This is a genomic window from Brevibacillus sp. AF8 (assembly GCF_021270385.1).
GTDB lineage: Bacteria > Bacillota > Bacilli > Brevibacillales > Brevibacillaceae > Brevibacillus.
Genome location: NZ_JAGQDN010000007.1, coordinates 188520 through 207259, shown reverse-complemented (window position 1 = coordinate 207259; position 18740 = coordinate 188520). Strand labels below are relative to the sequence as shown.

21 protein-coding genes are annotated in these 18740 nt (G+C 46.9%); 18 read left to right on the top strand and 3 right to left on the bottom strand.

What is annotated here, in order from left to right; all coding sequences use genetic code 11:
• Positions 1 to 239: 239 nt before the first annotated feature.
• From KB186_RS12580 to KB186_RS12560, 5 genes are all read left to right on the top strand, one after another.
• Positions 240 to 998 (top strand): ParA family protein, encoded by a 759-nt coding sequence (locus KB186_RS12580; protein ID WP_173612523.1) that lies wholly within the window; start codon positions 240 to 242, stop codon positions 996 to 998.
• A complete protein-coding gene (locus KB186_RS12575; RefSeq protein ID WP_173612515.1) occupies positions 995 to 1840 on the top strand; it encodes a ParB/RepB/Spo0J family partition protein in 846 nt (281 codons plus the stop codon). Before KB186_RS12580 ends, KB186_RS12575 begins: the two co-directional genes overlap by 4 nt.
• Before the next feature lie 20 nt (positions 1841 to 1860).
• Positions 1861 to 3015, top strand: a complete 1155-nt coding sequence (locus tag KB186_RS12570) for an aminotransferase class V-fold PLP-dependent enzyme (RefSeq protein WP_232773738.1) — start codon at positions 1861 to 1863, stop codon at positions 3013 to 3015.
• 30 nt (positions 3016 to 3045) lie between these two features.
• Positions 3046 to 3759, top strand: a complete 714-nt coding sequence (locus tag KB186_RS12565) for a DUF554 domain-containing protein (RefSeq protein ID WP_232773737.1) — start codon at positions 3046 to 3048, stop codon at positions 3757 to 3759.
• A 168-nt stretch (positions 3760 to 3927) separates the two neighbouring features.
• On the top strand, positions 3928 to 4827 hold the full coding sequence (locus KB186_RS12560; RefSeq protein ID WP_221868187.1) for a diacylglycerol/lipid kinase family protein: 900 nt from the start codon (positions 3928 to 3930) through the stop codon (positions 4825 to 4827).
• 91 nt (positions 4828 to 4918) lie between these two features.
• Here KB186_RS12560 and yyaC read toward each other — a convergent pair whose 3' ends face one another.
• A complete protein-coding gene (gene yyaC / locus KB186_RS12555; protein ID WP_106656921.1) occupies positions 4919 to 5524 on the bottom strand; it encodes a spore protease YyaC in 606 nt (201 codons plus the stop codon).
• Between the two features lie 213 nt (positions 5525 to 5737).
• On the opposite strand from yyaC, the gene KB186_RS12550 reads away from it, so the two are divergent.
• The 4 genes from KB186_RS12550 (at position 5738) to KB186_RS12535 (ending at position 8010) form a co-directional block, all read left to right on the top strand.
• Positions 5738 to 6019, top strand: a complete 282-nt coding sequence (locus KB186_RS12550) for a putative Se/S carrier protein (RefSeq protein WP_026042915.1) — start codon at positions 5738 to 5740, stop codon at positions 6017 to 6019.
• Entirely contained in the window at positions 6016 to 6891 is an 876-nt protein-coding gene (locus KB186_RS12545; RefSeq protein ID WP_173612511.1) for a mechanosensitive ion channel family protein, read from the top strand. The genes KB186_RS12550 and KB186_RS12545 overlap by 4 nt, the downstream gene beginning before the upstream one ends.
• Before the next feature lie 15 nt (positions 6892 to 6906).
• Positions 6907 to 7116: a DUF951 domain-containing protein gene (locus tag KB186_RS12540; protein ID WP_007720174.1), complete on the top strand. Its 210-nt coding sequence runs from the start codon at positions 6907 to 6909 to the stop codon at positions 7114 to 7116.
• Positions 7117 to 7230: 114 nt separating this feature from the next.
• Complete coding sequence (locus KB186_RS12535; protein WP_232773735.1) at positions 7231 to 8010, top strand: Ig-like domain-containing domain; 780 nt, start codon at positions 7231 to 7233, stop codon at positions 8008 to 8010.
• Positions 8011 to 8234: 224 nt separating this feature from the next.
• Here the strand turns inward: KB186_RS12535 and KB186_RS28440 are convergent, their stop codons facing one another.
• A complete protein-coding gene (locus KB186_RS28440; protein WP_017246824.1) occupies positions 8235 to 8321 on the bottom strand; it encodes a YjcZ family sporulation protein in 87 nt (28 codons plus the stop codon).
• A gap of 356 nt (positions 8322 to 8677) precedes the next feature.
• Here KB186_RS28440 and pepF point away from each other — a divergent pair, with 356 nt between their 5' ends.
• On the top strand, positions 8678 to 10588 hold the full coding sequence (gene pepF / locus KB186_RS12525) for an oligoendopeptidase F (protein ID WP_232773734.1): 1911 nt from the start codon (positions 8678 to 8680) through the stop codon (positions 10586 to 10588).
• 63 nt (positions 10589 to 10651) lie between these two features.
• Here the strand turns inward: pepF and KB186_RS12520 are convergent, their stop codons facing one another.
• Positions 10652 to 11275 carry an NAD(P)-dependent oxidoreductase gene (locus KB186_RS12520; protein WP_173612507.1) on the bottom strand — a complete coding sequence of 208 codons (624 nt, stop codon included), beginning with the start codon at positions 11273 to 11275 and terminating at the stop codon, positions 10652 to 10654.
• 211 nt (positions 11276 to 11486) lie between these two features.
• Between KB186_RS12520 and ychF the strand changes: the two genes are divergently transcribed.
• The 8 genes from ychF to dnaB all read left to right on the top strand — a co-directional run bounded on the left by ychF (position 11487) and on the right by dnaB (position 18594).
• The gene (gene ychF / locus KB186_RS12515; protein ID WP_173612506.1) at positions 11487 to 12587 is read left to right on the top strand and encodes a redox-regulated ATPase YchF; all 1101 of its coding nucleotides are present in this window, start codon (positions 11487 to 11489) and stop codon (positions 12585 to 12587) included.
• 143 nt (positions 12588 to 12730) lie between these two features.
• Positions 12731 to 13018 (top strand): 30S ribosomal protein S6, encoded by a 288-nt coding sequence (gene rpsF, locus KB186_RS12510; protein WP_047070274.1) that lies wholly within the window; start codon positions 12731 to 12733, stop codon positions 13016 to 13018.
• Positions 13019 to 13047: 29 nt separating this feature from the next.
• The gene (locus KB186_RS12505) at positions 13048 to 13527 is read left to right on the top strand and encodes a single-stranded DNA-binding protein (protein WP_047070273.1); all 480 of its coding nucleotides are present in this window, start codon (positions 13048 to 13050) and stop codon (positions 13525 to 13527) included.
• A 40-nt stretch (positions 13528 to 13567) separates the two neighbouring features.
• Positions 13568 to 13798: a 30S ribosomal protein S18 gene (gene rpsR, locus KB186_RS12500; RefSeq protein WP_016739387.1), complete on the top strand. Its 231-nt coding sequence runs from the start codon at positions 13568 to 13570 to the stop codon at positions 13796 to 13798.
• A gap of 101 nt (positions 13799 to 13899) precedes the next feature.
• Positions 13900 to 14808 (top strand): DUF2232 domain-containing protein, encoded by a 909-nt coding sequence (locus KB186_RS12495; protein WP_232773733.1) that lies wholly within the window; start codon positions 13900 to 13902, stop codon positions 14806 to 14808.
• Positions 14809 to 14812: 4 nt separating this feature from the next.
• Complete coding sequence (locus KB186_RS12490; protein ID WP_173612504.1) at positions 14813 to 16750, top strand: DHH family phosphoesterase; 1938 nt, start codon at positions 14813 to 14815, stop codon at positions 16748 to 16750.
• A gap of 26 nt (positions 16751 to 16776) precedes the next feature.
• Positions 16777 to 17220, top strand: coding sequence for a 50S ribosomal protein L9 (gene rplI / locus KB186_RS12485; RefSeq protein ID WP_088910104.1), 444 nt, complete (start codon positions 16777 to 16779; stop codon positions 17218 to 17220).
• A gap of 24 nt (positions 17221 to 17244) precedes the next feature.
• Positions 17245 to 18594 (top strand): replicative DNA helicase, encoded by a 1350-nt coding sequence (gene dnaB, locus KB186_RS12480; RefSeq protein ID WP_047070269.1) that lies wholly within the window; start codon positions 17245 to 17247, stop codon positions 18592 to 18594.
• Positions 18595 to 18740 lie beyond the last annotated feature (146 nt).

The window sequence follows — 18740 nt, the reverse complement described above, 5'->3', positions numbered from 1 at the left end:
AGGATAACTTTCAGAGGCTTTTTTCGCTTATTATGTACAGGACATGTAAAGGTAACTGAATGGCAACGAACGAAGAAAATTGTAAAAAAGATTATCGTTTTACTAGAATACGAGCAAATCGTAAATAGACTCGAATGACTAACTAGATGAGGATACAGAAGATGACTTTGAAAGACGTATTGGAGAGTGTACTGGTCAAGCCACAAGCTTTCCTACACGACAAAAAAGAGGTGGAGAAGTTGGGAAAAATCATTGCGGTTGCGAACCAGAAAGGCGGCGTCGGGAAAACGACTACGTCCGTCAATCTAAGTGCTTGTTTGGCCGCATTGGGGAAAAAGGTGCTGCTGGTTGATATTGATCCGCAAGGAAATGCCACCAGTGGGATCGGGGTAAATAAGGCAGATGTAAAGTACTGCATTTATGATGTCCTGATCAATGATATCAACCCCGTCGATGCGACTTTGCCGACTGAAATTGACGGATTAATGATCATCCCTGCCACCATTCAATTGGCAGGTGCGGAAATCGAGCTGGTTCCTACGATTTCTCGTGAGGTTCGTCTGAAAAAGGCACTGGAAGTAGTCAAGGATAAGTACGATTACGTCATTATCGATTGCCCGCCATCCTTGGGGATTTTGACCGTTAATTCTTTGACAGCATCTGATTCGGTCTTAATTCCAATCCAATGTGAATACTATGCGCTTGAGGGCTTAAGCCAGCTGTTGAACACCATTCGTTTGGTCCAAAAACATTTGAATTCACAGCTTGCTATCGAAGGTGTTGTGCTGACGATGCTCGATGCACGTACGAATCTCGGTCTGCAAGTGATTGAAGAAGTGAAAAAGTATTTTCAGGACAAAGTATACAAGACAATTATTCCTCGAAATGTACGCTTGAGTGAAGCACCGTCACACGGACAAGCCATCATTACGTACGATCCACGCTCACGAGGAGCGGAAGTCTATACTGATTTGGCGAAGGAAGTGGTAGGGGTATGAGTAGAGGATTGGGAAAAGGGCTGAATGCACTTATTACTTCCAATCTCATCGAAGAAGGGGAACAGGTAAAAGAGGTTTCCATCAATGAGATTCGTCCTAACCCTTATCAGCCCCGGAAAGAATTCGAGCAATCAGCTATCGAGGAACTGGCACAGTCGATCAAAGAGCATGGAATCATCCAACCGCTGATTGTTCGGAAAAGTATCAAAGGTTACGAGCTAGTAGCTGGGGAAAGACGACTGCGTGCTGCAAAGGTAGCGGGGTTAAAAGAGGTTCCGGTAGTAGTAAAGGCGTACACAGATCAGCAATTAATGGAGATTGCCCTGATTGAGAACTTGCAGCGGGAAAATCTGAATCCACTCGAAGAGGCAGAAGCTTATGACAAGCTGATTTCCCACCATGATTATACACAAGAACAGCTTGCGCAAAAGATTGGGAAGAGTCGACCGCATGTAGCCAACATGCTTCGTTTGCTGCAACTGCCGGAGAAGATCCGAAAAATGGTTTCGGCAGCCGAACTATCCATGGGACATTCGCGCGCTTTGCTTGGGGTAACGGATAAGAAAGTACAACAACAGCTTGCAAATGACGTGGTGGAAAAAGGATTAAGTGTTCGTCAGCTGGAAGAGCTTGTGAAGCAGCTCAATGTTTCACGTGAAACAAAAAAGAAAAAGCCAGCGAAAAACGAGCCAGTATTGATCGAGATGGAGGAACGACTACGCAGTCGTTTTGGAACATCGGTCAAGATTAAAAAAGGAACAAAGCGCGGCAAGATCGAAATCGACTTCTATTCACAGGAAGACTTGGAGCGAATCATCGAAATGCTGAATATAGAGAAGTAAGTCCAGGAGGTAAGGTAGTCATGGCGATCATCTATTTGGATAACGCAGCTTCTACATGGCCGAAGCCACCAGCAGTCAAAGAAATGATGGCCGAGGTCATCGAGGATTTTGCTGCAAATCCTGGCCGAGGTGGACATGCACTGGCGATGAAAGCGAGTAAAGCTGTGTTTCGGACACGAGTGCAAGTGTCACGGTTGTTTGGGATTCAAAACCCGAATAACCTCTTTTTTTATCTCAATGCCACTCAAGCCCTTAATCAAGCGATAAAAGGCTTCTTACAAGCAGGCGATCATGTTGTTTCTTCGTCTGTCGAGCATAATTCGGTAAGACGTCCCATTGAGTACATGCGCAAAAACAACCAAGTAGCAGCTACTTTTGTCGAGCCGAGAGAAGACCATCAATTCTATGTAGAGGATTTTGCCAAGGCAATTACACCCGCAACACGATTAATCGTTGTGAGTCATGCCTCCAATCTGACGGGTGTTATCCTGCCTGTAGCAGAACTGGGGAAACTGGCAAAAGAGCACGGAATTACGTTTTTGGTGGATGCTTCTCAGTCTGCTGGTGTTTTGCCTATCGATGTAGAGGCAATGAATATTGATATGCTTGCTTTTCCTGGGCACAAAGGGCTGTATGGTCCACAAGGTACAGGTGGTTTGTACGTGAGGAGTGACATTGATCTCGAACCTTTGATTCATGGGGGGACAGGCAGTCAGTCTGAAGCGATTGATCAACCGACAACTCGTCCAGACCGATACGAAAGCGGGACACTCAATACGGTTGGTTTGGCAGGGCTGCAAGCAGGTGTTGATTTTGTCATGGAAAAAGGTGTGGACAACATTCGTCGGCACGAATGGGGATTGGTGAAGCAAACGATCCTTGGATTGCAGACAATCGACGGTGTACATGTCTACGGACCGGGGATTGAGATCGAACGTGTAGGCGTGGTTGCTTTTAATATCGGAGAGGTGGATGCAGCAGAGGTGTCGTTTATCCTGGATCAACAATACGGGATTGCGACGAGATCGGGTTTTCATTGCACGCCACTGGGTCACCAGACTGCCGGTACCGAGCAACGTGGAGCGGTTCGAGCCAGCTTTGGAATTTTTAACTCAGAGAAAGATGTAGAAGCGCTTCATAACGCTGTTCGGGAAATAGCAGCAGCGTTTGTGTAAGGGTAAGGCATCTGTAGGGGGACAGCGCAAGTGATCTTGCTGGGAACATTGGTCAACGCCGGAGCAATCATCTTAGGGGCATTGTTAGGCAGAATGTTGAAGCGAATTCCGGAGTCGATGCGACAAACCGTCATGCAAGGAATTGCTCTGGCCGTATTCGTGTTGGGCATTAAAATGTGCCTGGGTTCGGATAATTTTTTACTCGTGATTATCAGTATTGTGCTAGGAACAGTAATAGGTGAATGGATTGGGATTGAAAAAGGCTTAAACAACCTGGGGCACTGGCTGGAGAGGAAAGTTGGGGGGAGCCAAGGCAGTATCGCCACTGGCTTTATCACGGGGACGCTGGTGTACTGTATTGGAGCCATGGCTGTACTAGGTTCATTGGACAGTGGTTTGCGTAACAACCACGAAGTACTGTTTATGAAAGCAATGCTAGACGGATTCTCTGCGATCATTTTCGCATCAACGCTAGGAATCGGTGTCATCTTTTCGGCAGTGCCCGTGTTTTTATATCAAGGCATGATCGCGCTATTATCTACGAGCATTTACAGTGTGGTGAGCGAAACGATGCTGAATGCGATCCTGGTAGAAGTAACGGCGGTAGGTGGCTTGATGATTATTGCCATTGGATTAAACGTTTTGGAGATCAAACAGATAAGGGTAGCCAACATGATGCCAGCATTAGTGATCGCAGCAGTCGGAGTTCCCTTTATCGATTGGATTTCAAAGCTGTTTTCATAGTTCGCAGAGAGGCTCTTCCTTCGGGAGGAGTCTTTTTTTATGAAAAATCAACTATCATCGATAAAAATAGCATGCGATAATATGATACAAAAACTCGATTTGCGAGCAAGGATGGATAAGCGGGACGGGACAATACAGTACGACAGCATGTTTGGGGAGAGAATGATTATGTTGGGTGTTATCGTCAATCCTGTATCAGGTAATGGCACAGGGTTGAAAGTATGGAGGCAAATTGAGGCGACGCTACGACGTCTGGGAGCGCCTTTTCATGTCAGGTTGACATCAGGAGAGGGGGACGCCGAAAAATTATCAAAAGAGCTGATTGAAAAAGAGGGAGTAAATAAAATCATTGCTGTCGGAGGGGATGGTACTGTCCGAGGCGTGATAAACGGGATATACGAATCGAAACAAGATTGTCGATTTGGATTGGTGCCGGCTGGTTCCGGGAATGATTTCGCTCGCGGACATGGAATTCCGATGAAACCGTTACAGGCATTAGAGCGAATTCTGTCGGAAAAAGGGGAAAAGCGAATCGATCTGCTTTTATTGAATGGAGAAGTAGCTGTGAATTCAATCGGGGCTGGATTCGATGCACAGGTAGCAAAGATAACAGATCAAGCTGTGTACAAAGCTTGGCTAAATCGGTATAAGCTCGGAGCACTCGCCTACATTATTTCGGTGATTCGCGTCGTATGTACGTATCAGCCATGTGACATCGTACTGAACGTTGATGGTCATGAGGCTGGTTTAGAGGCTGTCTGGCTAGTTGTCGCTGCCAATATTCCGAATTACGGAGGAGGAATGCTGATTTGTCCCGATGCTATCCCGGACGATGGCATCGCAGACATTTGCGTAGTAAGTGGTGTGAGCCGACTCGGATTGTTAGCTGCTTTTCCGAAAATATTCACAGGAGCTCATCGTCATCATCCGGCTGTCCGGTTTTATAGGGGCAAGCAGATAACGATACAGGCAGCGGGACAGCTGCCTGTCCATGCAGATGGAGAAAGTGTAGCGCCAACGCCGTTCAGCGCCCAAGTGATCGAAAAGTGCCTGACGATTTATGTGTAAAAAAAAATAGACCTGTCATCCGTTGAGGGAGAGAACAGATCAAAAAGCAAGTTTTCTAAAGAGGGATGGAACCTTTTGCAGAAAAAAACGGTCAATCATATAAGACACTATCGAATCGACTAGGCGTAGATGCCAGTGTTACGGCTTTGGCCAGTCCGGAAGCTATGATATCTGCCATGTTCATGACGATGGAGAGCCGGGTATTTTGAAGGACAAAATACTCCATGAATCCTCCTACGTTTACAATCCCCGTAATGTGGAAGGAACCAACAGGAGGAAGCTCTTTTTTTACACCAGCCCCTGGTTTTAGTGGACCATTAATCACATTGATGTTTCCGACGTGGCTAAATTGACCTAAACAGGCATCGACCGCAATAAGTGTAGCTGTCGGATGATTCGTGTGGATGAGCTCTAATTTTTCCTTAAGATTCATGGCGTGTACAGGGTCCTCAAGCGTTCCGTACACTTGCAAAAAACGAGGTGACTGTGCGATGAGCTTGGTTCCTACTAATGGGCCTAGAGCATCACCAGTAGAACGGTCTGTCCCAATACATACAATGACAAGGTCGTCATCGAACCGATTTAAGCGAAAGCGCTGGGCAAGGTGACCGGCGAGATGCTCGTCTGCGTTTTCACTGCGGTATTCCACTTTAAAAGGTGGCAAAGAATAATCCTTGCGATTATCAGATGTACTCATGGAAACCCCCACTCTTGCCGACTTGGCTTAAACCAACCTGTAAAAGGTTATATAAAAGTATTCACAGTATCGTACCGATATGACATTTTTATACCTGCTAATGGGAAAGTTACGTAGGTTTTGAAAACTCAGCAGGCTGGCATGCATGAAAACGAACAGGTAAAATAAGAGGAGCCTATGGCAGTTTGCGTGAAAGAGATAAGGGGGAGTGAAATGGGAGGAGAGACAGTGCTGATCGCGTTTGATTCCACGCAACAAGCCTTGCGGGCAGAAATGCTGCTGGAGTACGAAGATATTGAAATTGATACAAGACCAACGCCAAAAGAAATAACGGCAGGCTGTGCCCTTTCCATTGAGTTCCCACTGTCGGATTACTCACGAGCGAAAGCGATCATGATGGAACAACAAGTGGTAATACGAGGATACTTCCGTCAGTTTTTTGGCCAGTATAGCGAGGTCGACGAAAACGGGGAGCAGAAGGAGCGGGAGGAATGAATCAAGCTAGTTTCTTTGAAAGAATTTATGCTCAGGTATATGCGTATGTGACAGATGCGGATATGTGGGTAAATATAGGGATGGCTGTACTGAAAATAGCCGCGATCATCCTGTTATCGCGAATCGTCGTTTCCGTTGTGCAATCAGGCGTAAATAAAGTGTTCCAGCACCGCCACGGAAGCAAGATACAAATGGATCAACGCCGGGTGGACACGATGCGGGTGCTCGTCAACAATATCGTTCAGTACGGCATTTACTTTTTGGCGATTCTCATGATCTTGCAGCTGTTGGGCATTGATTTGCGCCCTGTTTTGGTAAGCGCAGGGGTACTGGGACTGGCAGTCGGTTTCGGGGCGCAAAGTCTCGTGCGTGATATCATTACGGGATTCTTCATTATTTTTGAGGATCAATTTGCTGTCGGAGATGTCGTAACGATCAACAATCTGACAGGAACGGTGCAGGAGATTGGTCTGCGCATTACAAAGGTGCGAAGCTGGACGGGGGAGGTACACATCTTTCCAAACGGCACGATTAATCAAGTGACCAACTTTTCTTTGCAAAATACGTTAGCGGTTGTCGACGTATCTGTAGCGTATGAAGAGGATCTGAACCAAGTGGAGTCTGTGCTTAAAGAAGTATTGGCATCGGCTCAAACAGAATTGACGGATATCGTAGCTGAGCCACAGATTTTGGGGGTACATGCACTGGGACCTTCCGAAGTCATCATCCGTGTTACGGCTGAGTGCAAGCCGAACACCCATCACGGAGTCAATCGAAATTTACGTGCGAAGATCAGAACGGAATTAACCAACCGAGGGATTCAAATTCCGTATCCAAAAATCGTCGCGGTGTCTGGAAAGGGAACAGTGTAGAGAGGAGAAAGAGAAATGGAACGCAAGCAATTTGGACTGGGGGATGTCGTACAGATGAAAAAGCCGCATCCATGTGGCACGAATGCGTGGAAAGTCATACGCATGGGCATGGATGTGCGAATCAAATGTACGGGTTGCGATCATAGTGTAATGATTGGACGACTAGAATTTGAACGCAAGCTGAAAAAGATACTGATTCGCGCGGAGGAAGAACCGCAAGCATAGACCATATTTCTTTGATCAACCCATCTGTCTTTTTCTACAATGCCTGTAAACGATGAATCGACGCGCTTATATTCTTCAGGGAGCGGTTTCATCGTTTTAGACGGGAGGGGTTCGATGAAAAAGATGAGTGTTCGGTGGTTGCAATGGGTAGTAGTGCTGGCGCTTTTCCTGGTTCCATCACAGGGAGTGTGGGCAAAGTCGGCAAACGAATGGGGAGTGAAAATATCCCCGGCTGACAAATCGGCGGAAATTAACCCGGATCAAATCATTACACTGACGTTTTCGGGACCGGTTTCGTTAAAAAATGGGCAAGAGCTCACCGACAAGTCTGGTCTCTCGATCATTTCGCTCACGGATGCGAAAAAAAAGAAGGTTCGTTTTACGGCGAAATGGAACAAAACAGATCGAAGCATGATGATTGATCCGGTAGGCAATCTGGAAGCAGGGGCGTCTTATCGAGTAAGCCTTCTGGCCAAAAAGTTGAAGGATCAGCGAGGCAATTTGAATCCAGAGCTGGCCAGCACGTTTCAAACGAGAAAACCTGTGGATAATATCGCTCCGCAAGCAGTCATGTTGCCCGGACACGGGGCTAAAAATGTATCGCTTCAGGATAAAGTGACACTCCAGTTTGCAGAAGAGATTGCTTTGGTTAGTGGTGGAGTCCTATCCAGCAAAACGGCCGGGCCATTAGTTCGTGTGACAGATGAAAAAGGGATTATTGTTCCGCATACCATTACGTGGAACAAAAGCAAGCGGATGTTGTCTGTGAAGCCAAAAGGAAAATGGCAGCCACATACGAGATATCAGGTAAGTCTTATCGCCGGTTTGGTAAAGGACACAGCAGGTAATGTAAATCAAGCGCAGTGGATAACTTTTCAGACCGGGTCGAAATAGTCCTGGTTCAAGCATGTGGATAAAAAAAAGGATGCGCCTCTATTGGCTGCATCCTTTTTCCTTTTGTACGATCAAATGTATCTCCCGGTGATAGTACGTAGGTTTTGACTGATCATTATCCCTAGGCTGCATTGCCTTGGCTATGATCTATGTGGAATTGGAGAAGGTAAGGCTGCTGAGGATGCAAGCTTACCTTCAGATAGGCTGGATGGCAGCGGAGTAGGTTAGTCGCAGTCGCAACCTACGATAACGAGAAGGATGAACAGAACCAAGATCAGCGCGAAATCGTCGAAGCCGTTAAAGATACCCACTTGCTAACACCTCCTACCGTAGTTTCAATACTCATGCTATGTAGGAACCCACAACGAGGTATAGGCGGATGCCCCAGTTCCAAGGAAAATAAGTTATTCACAGCATATCCACAGAAAATGTGGACAACTTTTTGCGGAAAAAAGGAGTGTCTGCAAATGTTGAGGGGGACAAAAAGTTGTTAGTAAATATTTATCCACAGACTTATCCACAAAAGTGAATTTTCTCTGGATAAATTGACGGTTGTTATTGAATATTTGAAAAATTTTTATTAGTAAGAAGGAATTTGGCAGGTGAAAATATAATTACACACTTATAATTTGGCAAAAATAGATAGAAGAAAAGGGGCGATTGAGATTTGAAGAAGCAAGTATTTGCATCAGTTACGGCTTTGGCCATTGCATTGTCGACAGTATCCGTACCATTCATTCCTTACAGCACGCAGGCGGTAGCTCTTGCTGCTGAGAAGCCTTCTTATCAAACTCGCACTGAGATCCCAGATGCGTACAAGTGGAAGCTGGATCATATTTATCCGACTGTTAAGGAATGGGAAAAGGATGTTGCTAAGGTTGAATCTTTAGCAAACGCTTTCACAAAGCACCAAGGCAAGCTGGGTACATCTTCTGCTGCCATGCAAGCGGCATTCGATGACTATGTTGAATTGATGCGCTTAAATGACAAAGCATACGTGTATGCAAACATGTCTCTCGATGTAAACTCCGCGAATCCTGATCTGCAAAAGCTGGGAGACCGCGCTGAGAAAATGTACACGCTTGTCACAGAAAAAACTTCATGGGTACAGCCTGAAATCGTTGCGATTCCCGATGACAAAATAAAGAGCTTACTGTCCGAAAAGGAGCTTGAGCCTTACAAGCTGTTTATCGAAGACATGCTGAGAACGAAGCCGTACTCACTCTCTGCGGATATGGAGCAGCTCTTGGCGAAATCGTCGCCATTGGGCGGTGCGCCTACTAATATTTACAGCATGCTGTCCAAAGACGTGAGGTTCCCTAAAATCAAAGATGAGACAGGCAAGGAAGTTCAGTTGACTCGTGCCAATTTCATTTCCTATATGGAAAGCAAGGATCAAAATGTGCGCAGAGAAGCGTTCAAAGCGTATTATGGGGCTCTGATCGATTTCCAAGACTCGTTTGCATCAACATTGGCTGCCAAAGTAAAAGGAGATAATTTTTACGCAGCGGTACGCAATTACGATTCTGCGCTGGAGGCAAGCCTGACACCGAACAACGTACCCACGAAGGTGTATGATGAGCTGATTGACACGGTAAATGACAATCTGCCATTGCTGCATCGCTACATTTCCTTGAAAAAGAAAATGCTTGGCGTAAAGGAATTGCACATGTACGACATTTACGTGCCGATCGTTCCATCTGATGACAAATATATTTCCTTCGACGAAGGAAAGAAAATTGTCGTTGATGGTTTGCAGGTAATGGGTGACGACTATGTCAAGGCAATGTCTGAAGGTCTCGATGAAGGCTGGGTAGATGTCTATTCCACTGATGACAAGCGCACGGGTGCTTACCAATGGGGTGCTTATGACACACATCCATACGTACTGTTGAACCACCAAGGTACGCTCGACGATGTGTATACGATCGCCCATGAGATGGGACATGCGATGCAGTCCTATTACACGAACAAAAACCAGCCGTACATTTCGTCCAACTACCCAATCTTTACGGCAGAAGTGGCTTCGACCATGAATGAAACTCTGCTGTTCAAGAGCATGTACGCGAAGGCGAAGACGAAGGAAGAGAAGATGTATCTCTTGAATCACTATCTGGAAAACTTCCGTTCTACGCTGTTCCGTCAGACGCAGTTTGCGGAGTTTGAGAGAGCGATTCACGAGAAGGAACAAGCCGGGGAATCTTTGAATGCGGAAGCGATCAAGAAGATCTACCTCGACATCAACAAAAAGTACTACGGAAAAGACATGGTTTCCGATGAAGAAATCGGTATGGAATGGGCGCGTGTGAGCCATTTCTACAACTATAAATACTACGTCTATCAATACTCGACGAGCTTTGCCGCTGCACAAGCATTAGCGAAGCAAATCATGGATGAAGGTCAGCCAGCAGTGGATCGAGTTCGCAAAAACTTCCTCGAAGCGGGTAACTCTGCTCCGCCTATCGAGGTGCTGAAAGCAGCAGGGGTGGACATGTCCACGTCCCAGCCAATCGAGCAAGCGATGGAAATCTTTGAAGAGACATTGAATGAGCTGGAAAAGCTGGTAAACGAGAAGTAAAGAAGCAATAGAAGCAAAACAGGCTCCCTTCCATTACGGATAGGAGCCTGTTTTTTGTATGTATCAGTAGGCAATGCCGACTCTCGCTCGCACGTACTCGGAAGTAGAAAGCTGCTGATACGTAAACTCCGCCGTATCCGGCACGGAAATTTGCATCCCATCTACAGGCAGCTGGTGAGCTTCGACCCGGTAAGTGCCTGTATACTCGCCATCTGGCAAATAAGTCGGGCAAACAATGGTCCAATCGAGCTCAGACTGTTCCAAGAGCGAGAATGCCTTGTGATGTTCCTCGGCAGCACGCGTCAATTTTTGTCTGGACTCACTGGATTGATAGCGGAGCAGGTCAGGAGAAACTCTGCTTTGCAAGATGCCGGCGGTGCCCACTGTAATAATGCGTGACACGCCTTCACGTTTCATTGCTTCAATAATATAGGGAGTTCCTTCAGATAACGTCGTCGCTTTATCTGTCCCGAGCGCGCTAATGACCGCGTCAACACCACGCATGGCTGATGCAACATCCTTTTGATCGAGAACATTTCCGGTCAAGACACGAAGATTTTCAGCAGCTAGATAAGGGAGCTTGTCTGCCGAGCGAACGAGAATGGTTATTTCATGCCCATCTTTTAATGCATAGTCGAGGATATGGCTTCCTACGCGACCAGTGGCACCAAGGAGTAAGAGCTTCATTTTTGTAGTCACCTCGCACCATTTATTTTACCGTAGCAAACAGATTCTGTTTGTCTAGTCTAGCATTTCTTTTTTTGTCCCACCACCTGGAGCTATGATGAGCACAGGAAGAGACAAGTAAAAAAGCTTCCACAAGGAGACAATTGTAATCTGAAAACCAAATCTATATACTTAAAAGGATGTCAGGATGATGATGAGGGAGTGTATATAGATGGGTGCATCATGCGGGATTGTAGGTCTTCCTAACGTAGGAAAATCGACATTGTTTAATGCTATTACACAAGCGGGCGCTGAATCGGCTAACTACCCGTTCTGTACGATTGACCCGAACGTAGGGATCGTAGAGGTACCAGATCCGCGTCTGGAAAAGCTGACACAGATCGTTGTACCAAACAAGGTAGTTCCAACTGCGTTTGAATTCGTAGACATTGCAGGCTTGGTAAAAGGCGCGAGCAGAGGCGAAGGACTTGGCAACCAATTCCTTGGACACATCCGTGAAGTGGACGCGATTGCCCATGTTGTCCGTTGCTTTGAAGATGAGAACATTACTCACGTAGCAGGTCGTGTCGATCCTTTGAGCGATATCGAGACAATCAACCTGGAGCTGATTTTTGCTGACCTGGACTCTGTTGATCGTCGTATTGACCGCATTGCACGCAAAGTGAAGTCCGGCGATAAGGAATCCAAACAAGAGCTGGACGTGCTGGAGAAATTGAAAGCAGCATTTGAAGAGGGGCAATCTGCTCGCAGTGTAGAACTCGATGACGAAGAGCGCAAATGGATTCGCGATTTGCATCTGCTGACAATCAAGCCAATGCTGTATGTGTGCAACGTAGCGGAAGATGGCATTAACGATGCAGACAGCAACCCGCATGTGCAAACAGTTCGCCAGCATGCAGCGAGTGAAGGCGCAGAAGTGGTTGTTATCAGCGCGAAAGTAGAAGCAGAAATTGCTGAGCTCGAGGGCGAAGACAAAGAAATGTTTTTGGAAGAATTGGGACTTTCAGAGTCTGGTCTCGACCGATTGATTCGTGCTGCTTACAAGCTGCTGGGATTGGTAACGTACTTCACAGCCGGTGTACAAGAAGTACGCGCTTGGACCATCCGTCAGGGTACAAAGGCTCCAGGAGCGGCAGGCGTGATTCATACTGATTTTGAGCGCGGCTTCATTCGAGCGGAAGTGATTGCGTATGATGATCTGGTAGATGCTGGTTCTGTGGCAGCAGCCAGAGATCGCGGGAAGTACCGTCTTGAAGGGAAAGAGTACGTAGTGGCAGATGGAGATGTTATGCATTTCCGCTTCAACGTTTAGTACGAAATTCTTGATTCGGCATAGGCGTTTTGCTATAATACGATAATGCGAGTATTTATGGAGTGCATGTATTGTGCGTTTCGTTTTTAGCACTCGCTCCTTGCCCGTTTAGGGCCGCAAAGTCCATAAGGAGGTGAAAAGGTATGCGTCAATACGAAGTAATGTATGTATTGCGTCCAGACCTTGAAGAAGAGAAAGTAAAATCCAATGTAGCTCGTTACAGCGAAGTTGTAACTAACTATGGTGGAGAAATCTCCAAGCTTCAAGAAATGGGTAAACGTCGTCTTGCGTACGAAATCAACAAGTTCCGTGAAGGTTACTACGTTTTGATGAACTTCAAAGCGAACTCCGATGCTGTTGCGGAAGCTGAGCGTCTGATGAAAATCAATGACGACGTAATCCGCTTTATGTTTGTTCGTGATGAGAAGTAATCATTGTCGCGTTCAGAGGGGGAACCAAGATGAATAAAGTCATTCTCATCGGCAACCTGACGAAAGATCCAGAACTTCGCTACACGCCAAATGGCGTTGCCGTTGCTACTTTTACTGTGGCCGTGAATCGTCCCCGCACCAATCAAGCGGGTGAGAGAGAAACGGATTTCATTAATATTGTCGCTTGGCAAAAACTTGCCGATCTGTGCGCAAGCTACTTGCGTAAAGGTAGACAAGCAGCTATTGAAGGACGTATGCAAACACGCTCCTACGATAATAAAGAAGGTAAAAGAGTATATGTGACGGAAGTTGTTGCGGAGAACGTTCAATTTTTGGGCGGTCGAGGCAATGAAGCTGGCGGAGATAATTCAGGATACGATCCAGGCCCTGGCATGGGTGGCGGTAACAAACCATCCGGTCAAAGAAACAATGACTACGATCCGTTTGGTGATCCCTTCGCGAGTGCAGGCAAGCCGATCAACATTTCAGATGATGACTTGCCGTTCTAAGATCGTATAACTTTCACATTCCTACGAAGGAGGGACTATCATGGCACGCAAAGGACGTCCTAATAAGCGTCGTAAAGTATGCTTCTTTAAAGTGAACAAAATCAAGCACATCGATTATAAAGATGTTGACTTGCTGAAAAAGTTCATCAGCGAGCGCGGCAAAATCTTGCCACGTCGTGTAACTGGTACTTCTGCGAAGTATCAACGTGCACTGACAATCGCAATCAAGCGATCCCGTCAAGTAGCACTGTTGCCTTACACTGCTGAATAAGTTGCAAAAGCTATAAAAAGGGGGGCACAATTGCGTGGCCCTCTTTTTTCCATAGTTTTCTATGGAAAGTGTACATGAGACATGAATAATGAGGTGCTGACATGCCGTCCAAAACGAAACACTTGGCTGAAAATGCCCTTATGCTGGGTATCGCACTGGTGCTGCTGTTTCTCGGTACATATACCATACTGGGAGGACTCGTCAGTTTCCTGATACCTCTGCCTTTTATCCTTTTGGCAGTAAATCGAACAGTACGTAACATGGTATGGATTTCCCTTGCCTTTACGTTTCTGGGCTGGATCATTACGGGTCCGTTTGCGGCTACACTTGCTTTTTCAAGTGCAGTTTGGGGTTCAGTCATGGGGATTTTTTATGCGAGAAAAGGAACAGCTCTTTCGGCGATTGTGGCAGGGGCAGGCGTTGCCTTTTTAAGTGTCGTTTCTATGATGGCATTTATGGCATTCGGGATGAACGTTGATTTTAATGCCATCACGCAAGAAGTTGCTAAGCTACGTCCAGCAATGGTGCCAAAAGAGCAGTTTGATCAGCTTCTTGAACTGGGCAAAATCGTCTTGCCTACGAGTCTTGTCATGTTCAGCTTTTTATCGAGCGCCATTATTCATGGGTTGGCGAGTCTGATTGGAAGGCGTCTGCACAGACCGATTCCAGCATTGAAGCCCATTCGGGAATGGAGCTTCCCACGATCATTGCTTTATTACTACTTCATTGCGATGATTAGTCTTTTGTTGTTTGCCGAAAGCATGCAGGGAACGTTTTGGGAAATCGCCTTGATGAACCTGAAAGTCATGCTGGATGCGATTTTTGTTTTGCAGGGCTTGAGTTTTTGTCTGTTTGCAGCCTATTTATACGGCTGGAAGAGACTGACTCCTGTGCTTATTGTCTGTCTATTTATTTTTCCACCCCTAAGTACTATACTTAGTCTAGTAGGGATATTTGACCTAGGAATTCGTTTGCGTGAAAAACTGGAAACAAGAGTGAAGAGGGGCTGAGGAAATGCCCAAGTTCCTGTTAAAGCGTTGGTACGGGATGCACATGGTCCTGGCACTCAGCTTTAGCTTGCTGTTGTTGGGGATTTTGACCTTGTTTCATTGGATGTACGGGGCGATCGGCATAATTTGCTTGATTGGCTTGGTTCTTTACGCTCTTCAAGCAGAAAAGGGGTTCCAACGAGACTTGCGCCTGTATTTGGCGACGGTAACCCATCGTGTGAAGAAGGCGGGAGAAGGCGTTATCCAGGAACTGCCGATCGGAATTCTTTTATACAACGAGGAAAAGGCAATTGAGTGGGTAAACCCGTATATGACGCATATGTCCGGGGATGAATCCATGATCGGGAAAAGCCTCCAAGAGGTATTCCCCCAACTGGTTTGGAAGCCGGAGCAAAAACGGCTGGAGTTTACTTATAACGAGCGGGTATACGAGGTCATTGTGCGATCCGATGAGCGCCTTTTGTATTTCAAGGACATTACGGACTTCAAAGAATTGACGACTCGTTACCATCGAGAAAAGGCTGCACTTGCCATCATTCACCTCGACAATTTGGACGAGGTCGGACAAGTCATGGATGATCAGAGCCGTACGCTGCTCTCTACAAGCGTGGCTGGTGTGATTACAGAGTGGGCCAACAAACATGGCATATATCTTCGCCGAATCACGGCCGACAAGTTTTTGGCTCTGATGGAACGGGAAGCACTTGATAAATTGGAAGAGACGCGATTTGACATTCTCGATGTGGTACGGGAGATGACAGCGGACAATAAAATTCCGATTACGCTCAGTATCGGAGTTGGAGCGGCCGCTACCACTTACATTGAGCTGGGACAAATGGCGCAATCAAGCTTGGATATCGCATTGGGACGCGGTGGCGATCAGTGCGCTGTCAAGATTGGCAACAAGCTCACTTTCTACGGTGGGAAATCGAATGCGGTAGAAAAGCGGACACGTGTCCGGGCTCGTGTTATTGCACATGCTTTGCGTGATCTCATTCATGAGGCGGAGCACGTCATCGTCATGGGGCATAAACAGCCTGACATGGATTCGATTGGGGCATCACTTGGTGTATTGAAGGCTGTGCAGCTGCACAACAAAACGGCTTATATTGTCATGGACGAAGGCAATCATTCTGTCGAGCGTCTGATGAAGGAGATTTATGCCAATGAAGAGTTGGCTGAGACTTTTATCACGCCAGAACAGGCGATCCGACTCATTTCCGGTCGCACATTGCTGGTAGTCGTCGATACGCATCGACCATCGCTGGTGATTGAGCCGAAGCTGTTGACGGAAACGAGCCGAATTGTAGTGATCGACCACCATCGACGTTCGGAGGAGTTTATTGAGCCAGTACTCTTGTATCTGGAACCGTATGCTTCTTCGACTGCCGAGCTTGTTACGGAGCTCTTGCAATATCAGAGCGAGCGATTGAATATCGACAATTTGATTGCAACGGCACTGTTAGCCGGAATTGTGGTGGATACCAAAAGCTTTGCCTTCCGTACAGGTTCACGGACCTTTGAAGCGGCGTCTTTCCTTCGTCGTAACGGGGCCGATACCGCGGCCGTCCAGCGTCTGTTGAAGGAAGATCTGGGACAGTATGTGAAGCGAGCAAAAATTATCATGAACACGGAAACGTACCGCGACAACATGGCGATTGCCATAGGCGACCCGTCCGAGGATTACACGCAGGTACAGGTGGCGCAAGCTGCTGAGCAGCTACTCACTTTGTCAGGTATCCAGGCGTCGTTTGTTGTTGCAGAGCGATCCGATGATACGATCTTGATCAGTGGCCGTTCTCTGGGCGACATCAATGTTCAGTCGATCATGGAACTGCTGGGTGGAGGCGGTCACCTCACTGGTGCTGCAACACAAATTCAAGGCATATCAATTAAAGAAGCAACACGTCGTTTGAAAGAAGCGATTGACTCGGTCGTATAGGCCAAAATATAAAGGGGGAAACGATGATGAAAGTCATTTTTCTTCAAGATGTAAAAGGCCAAGGGAAAAAAGGCGAAGTTAAGGATTTGTCAGAGGGCTATGTACGCAACTTCTTGTTGCCAAAGAAGCTGGTAAAAGAAGCGACAGATAGCAACGTGAAAACGCTCGACGCTCAAAAGCGCAGCGAAGATAAGCGCAAGGAGCAAGAAAAGCTGGATGCTCAGGAGCTCGGCAAAAAGCTGGAAGAGCTGACAGTGAAAGTAACAGGAAAAGCAGGCGAAGGCGGACGCTTGTTCGGTGCAATTTCCAGCAAACAAGTAGCGCAAGCGCTGGAAGATCAGTTTAAAATCAAAGTAGACAAGCGTAAGCTCGAAATGGATGCAATCCGTGCTTTGGGCGTGACGCAAATCAAAGTAAAACTGCACAACGAAGTTACCGTGACTCTGAAAGTACACGTTGTGGAAGAATAATGTCTCAATTGTGGGGGGTGTGACGTGAGCGACCTGTTTTTGGATCGTGTGCCGCCACAGAACAAGGAAGCGGAACAATCGGTACTGGGTGCCGTGTTCTTGTCTAAGGAAGCTTTAATCACGGCCATTGAAATTCTCCGTCCGGAGGATTTTTACAAGACAGCGCATCAGCGCATCTTTCAAACGATGGTGGACCTGTATGAAAAAGGCGAACCTGTCGATCTGGTTACTGTTACAGCGGATTTACAGGATCACAAGCTGCTGGATGAAGTCGGTGGGGTTACGTATCTCACGGAAATCGCCAGCTCTGTTCCAACGGCAGCCAACATCGAATACTACGCAAAAATCGTAGAAGAAAAATCGCTGCTTCGGCGATTGATTCATACAGCTACGAAGATTGCCAATGACGGATACTCCCGTGAGGATGATGTCACGCAGATCATCGCGGATGCGGAGAAGTACATCATGGAGATCGGTCAAAATCGCAACAGTGGCGGTTTTACACCGATTCGTGATGCCCTTCTGGAAACGTATGAGCGGATTGAGTTTTTGAGTCAGCGACGCGGTGATATTACGGGGATTTCTACGGGATATACGGATTTGGACAAGATGACAGCAGGATTGCAGCGCAGTGACCTGATTATCTTGGCAGCCCGTCCTTCTGTAGGGAAGACGGCCTTTGCCTTGAATCTCGCGCAAAACGTAGCAGCCCGTGCAGGAGAGACCGTAGCCATCTTCTCCTTGGAGATGGGTGCTTCTCAGCTGGTTCAGCGTATGATTTGTGCGGAGGGCAATCTGGATGCGTCCCGGATGCGTTCCGGTACATTGGAGGAAGACGATTGGCAAAAGTTGACGATGGCAATCGGTACGCTGGCGAAAGCGCCGATTTACATCGATGATTCACCGGGGGTTACTGTACAGGACATCCGGGCGAAATGCCGTCGCCTTCAGACAGAGAAGGGCTTGGGCTTGATCCTGATCGATTACCTTCAACTGATTCATGGACGAGGCAAAGGAGATAACCGTCAGCAGGAAGTATCTGAGATCTCTCGTACGCTAAAAGGGATCGCGCGTGAGCTGAACGTGCCGGTTATCGCCCTGTCGCAGTTGAGCCGTGGTGTAGAGCAACGGCAGGACAAGCGACCGATGATGTCTGATATCCGTGAATCGGGTTCGATTGAGCAGGACGCCGATATCGTTGCCTTCTTGTACCGTGATGACTACTATGACAAGGAAACAGAGAACAAGAATGTCATCGAAGTCATTATCGCCAAGCAGCGTAACGGCCCAACCGGAACGGTGGAATTGGCGTTCCTGAAAGAATTCAACAAATTCGTTAACTTGGATCATCGCTTTCGAAATCAAGCAGGTTAATAGTTGGAATGGAAGAAAAGCCGGAGATATTCCGGCTTTTTTTTCTATATTGAATTGCCGAACATATTAAGAACTAACAATATGAATGTTCGTATTTAGCGTTGACATGGGGAGTCTCGTTTAGTAAACTTAGATTGTTTCAGGCC

Coding starts and splice junctions, on each gene's coding strand:
- KB186_RS12560 (WP_221868187.1), top strand. CDS start 3,928: ATGTTGGGTGTTATCGTCAATCCTGTATCAGGTAATGGCACAGGGTTG.
- KB186_RS12495 (WP_232773733.1), top strand. CDS start 13,900: ATGCCGTCCAAAACGAAACACTTGGCTGAAAATGCCCTTATGCTGGGT.
- yyaC (WP_106656921.1), bottom strand. CDS start 5,524: ATGAGTACATCTGATAATCGCAAGGATTATTCTTTGCCACCTTTTAAA.
- KB186_RS12490 (WP_173612504.1), top strand. CDS start 14,813: ATGCCCAAGTTCCTGTTAAAGCGTTGGTACGGGATGCACATGGTCCTG.
- KB186_RS12540 (WP_007720174.1), top strand. CDS start 6,907: ATGGAACGCAAGCAATTTGGACTGGGGGATGTCGTACAGATGAAAAAG.
- rplI (WP_088910104.1), top strand. CDS start 16,777: ATGAAAGTCATTTTTCTTCAAGATGTAAAAGGCCAAGGGAAAAAAGGC.
- KB186_RS12570 (WP_232773738.1), top strand. CDS start 1,861: ATGGCGATCATCTATTTGGATAACGCAGCTTCTACATGGCCGAAGCCA.
- KB186_RS12550 (WP_026042915.1), top strand. CDS start 5,738: ATGGGAGGAGAGACAGTGCTGATCGCGTTTGATTCCACGCAACAAGCC.
- ychF (WP_173612506.1), top strand. CDS start 11,487: ATGGGTGCATCATGCGGGATTGTAGGTCTTCCTAACGTAGGAAAATCG.
- KB186_RS12575 (WP_173612515.1), top strand. CDS start 995: ATGAGTAGAGGATTGGGAAAAGGGCTGAATGCACTTATTACTTCCAAT.
- KB186_RS12505 (WP_047070273.1), top strand. CDS start 13,048: ATGAATAAAGTCATTCTCATCGGCAACCTGACGAAAGATCCAGAACTT.
- rpsF (WP_047070274.1), top strand. CDS start 12,731: ATGCGTCAATACGAAGTAATGTATGTATTGCGTCCAGACCTTGAAGAA.
- KB186_RS12545 (WP_173612511.1), top strand. CDS start 6,016: ATGAATCAAGCTAGTTTCTTTGAAAGAATTTATGCTCAGGTATATGCG.
- rpsR (WP_016739387.1), top strand. CDS start 13,568: ATGGCACGCAAAGGACGTCCTAATAAGCGTCGTAAAGTATGCTTCTTT.
- KB186_RS12520 (WP_173612507.1), bottom strand. CDS start 11,275: ATGAAGCTCTTACTCCTTGGTGCCACTGGTCGCGTAGGAAGCCATATC.
- KB186_RS12535 (WP_232773735.1), top strand. CDS start 7,231: ATGAAAAAGATGAGTGTTCGGTGGTTGCAATGGGTAGTAGTGCTGGCG.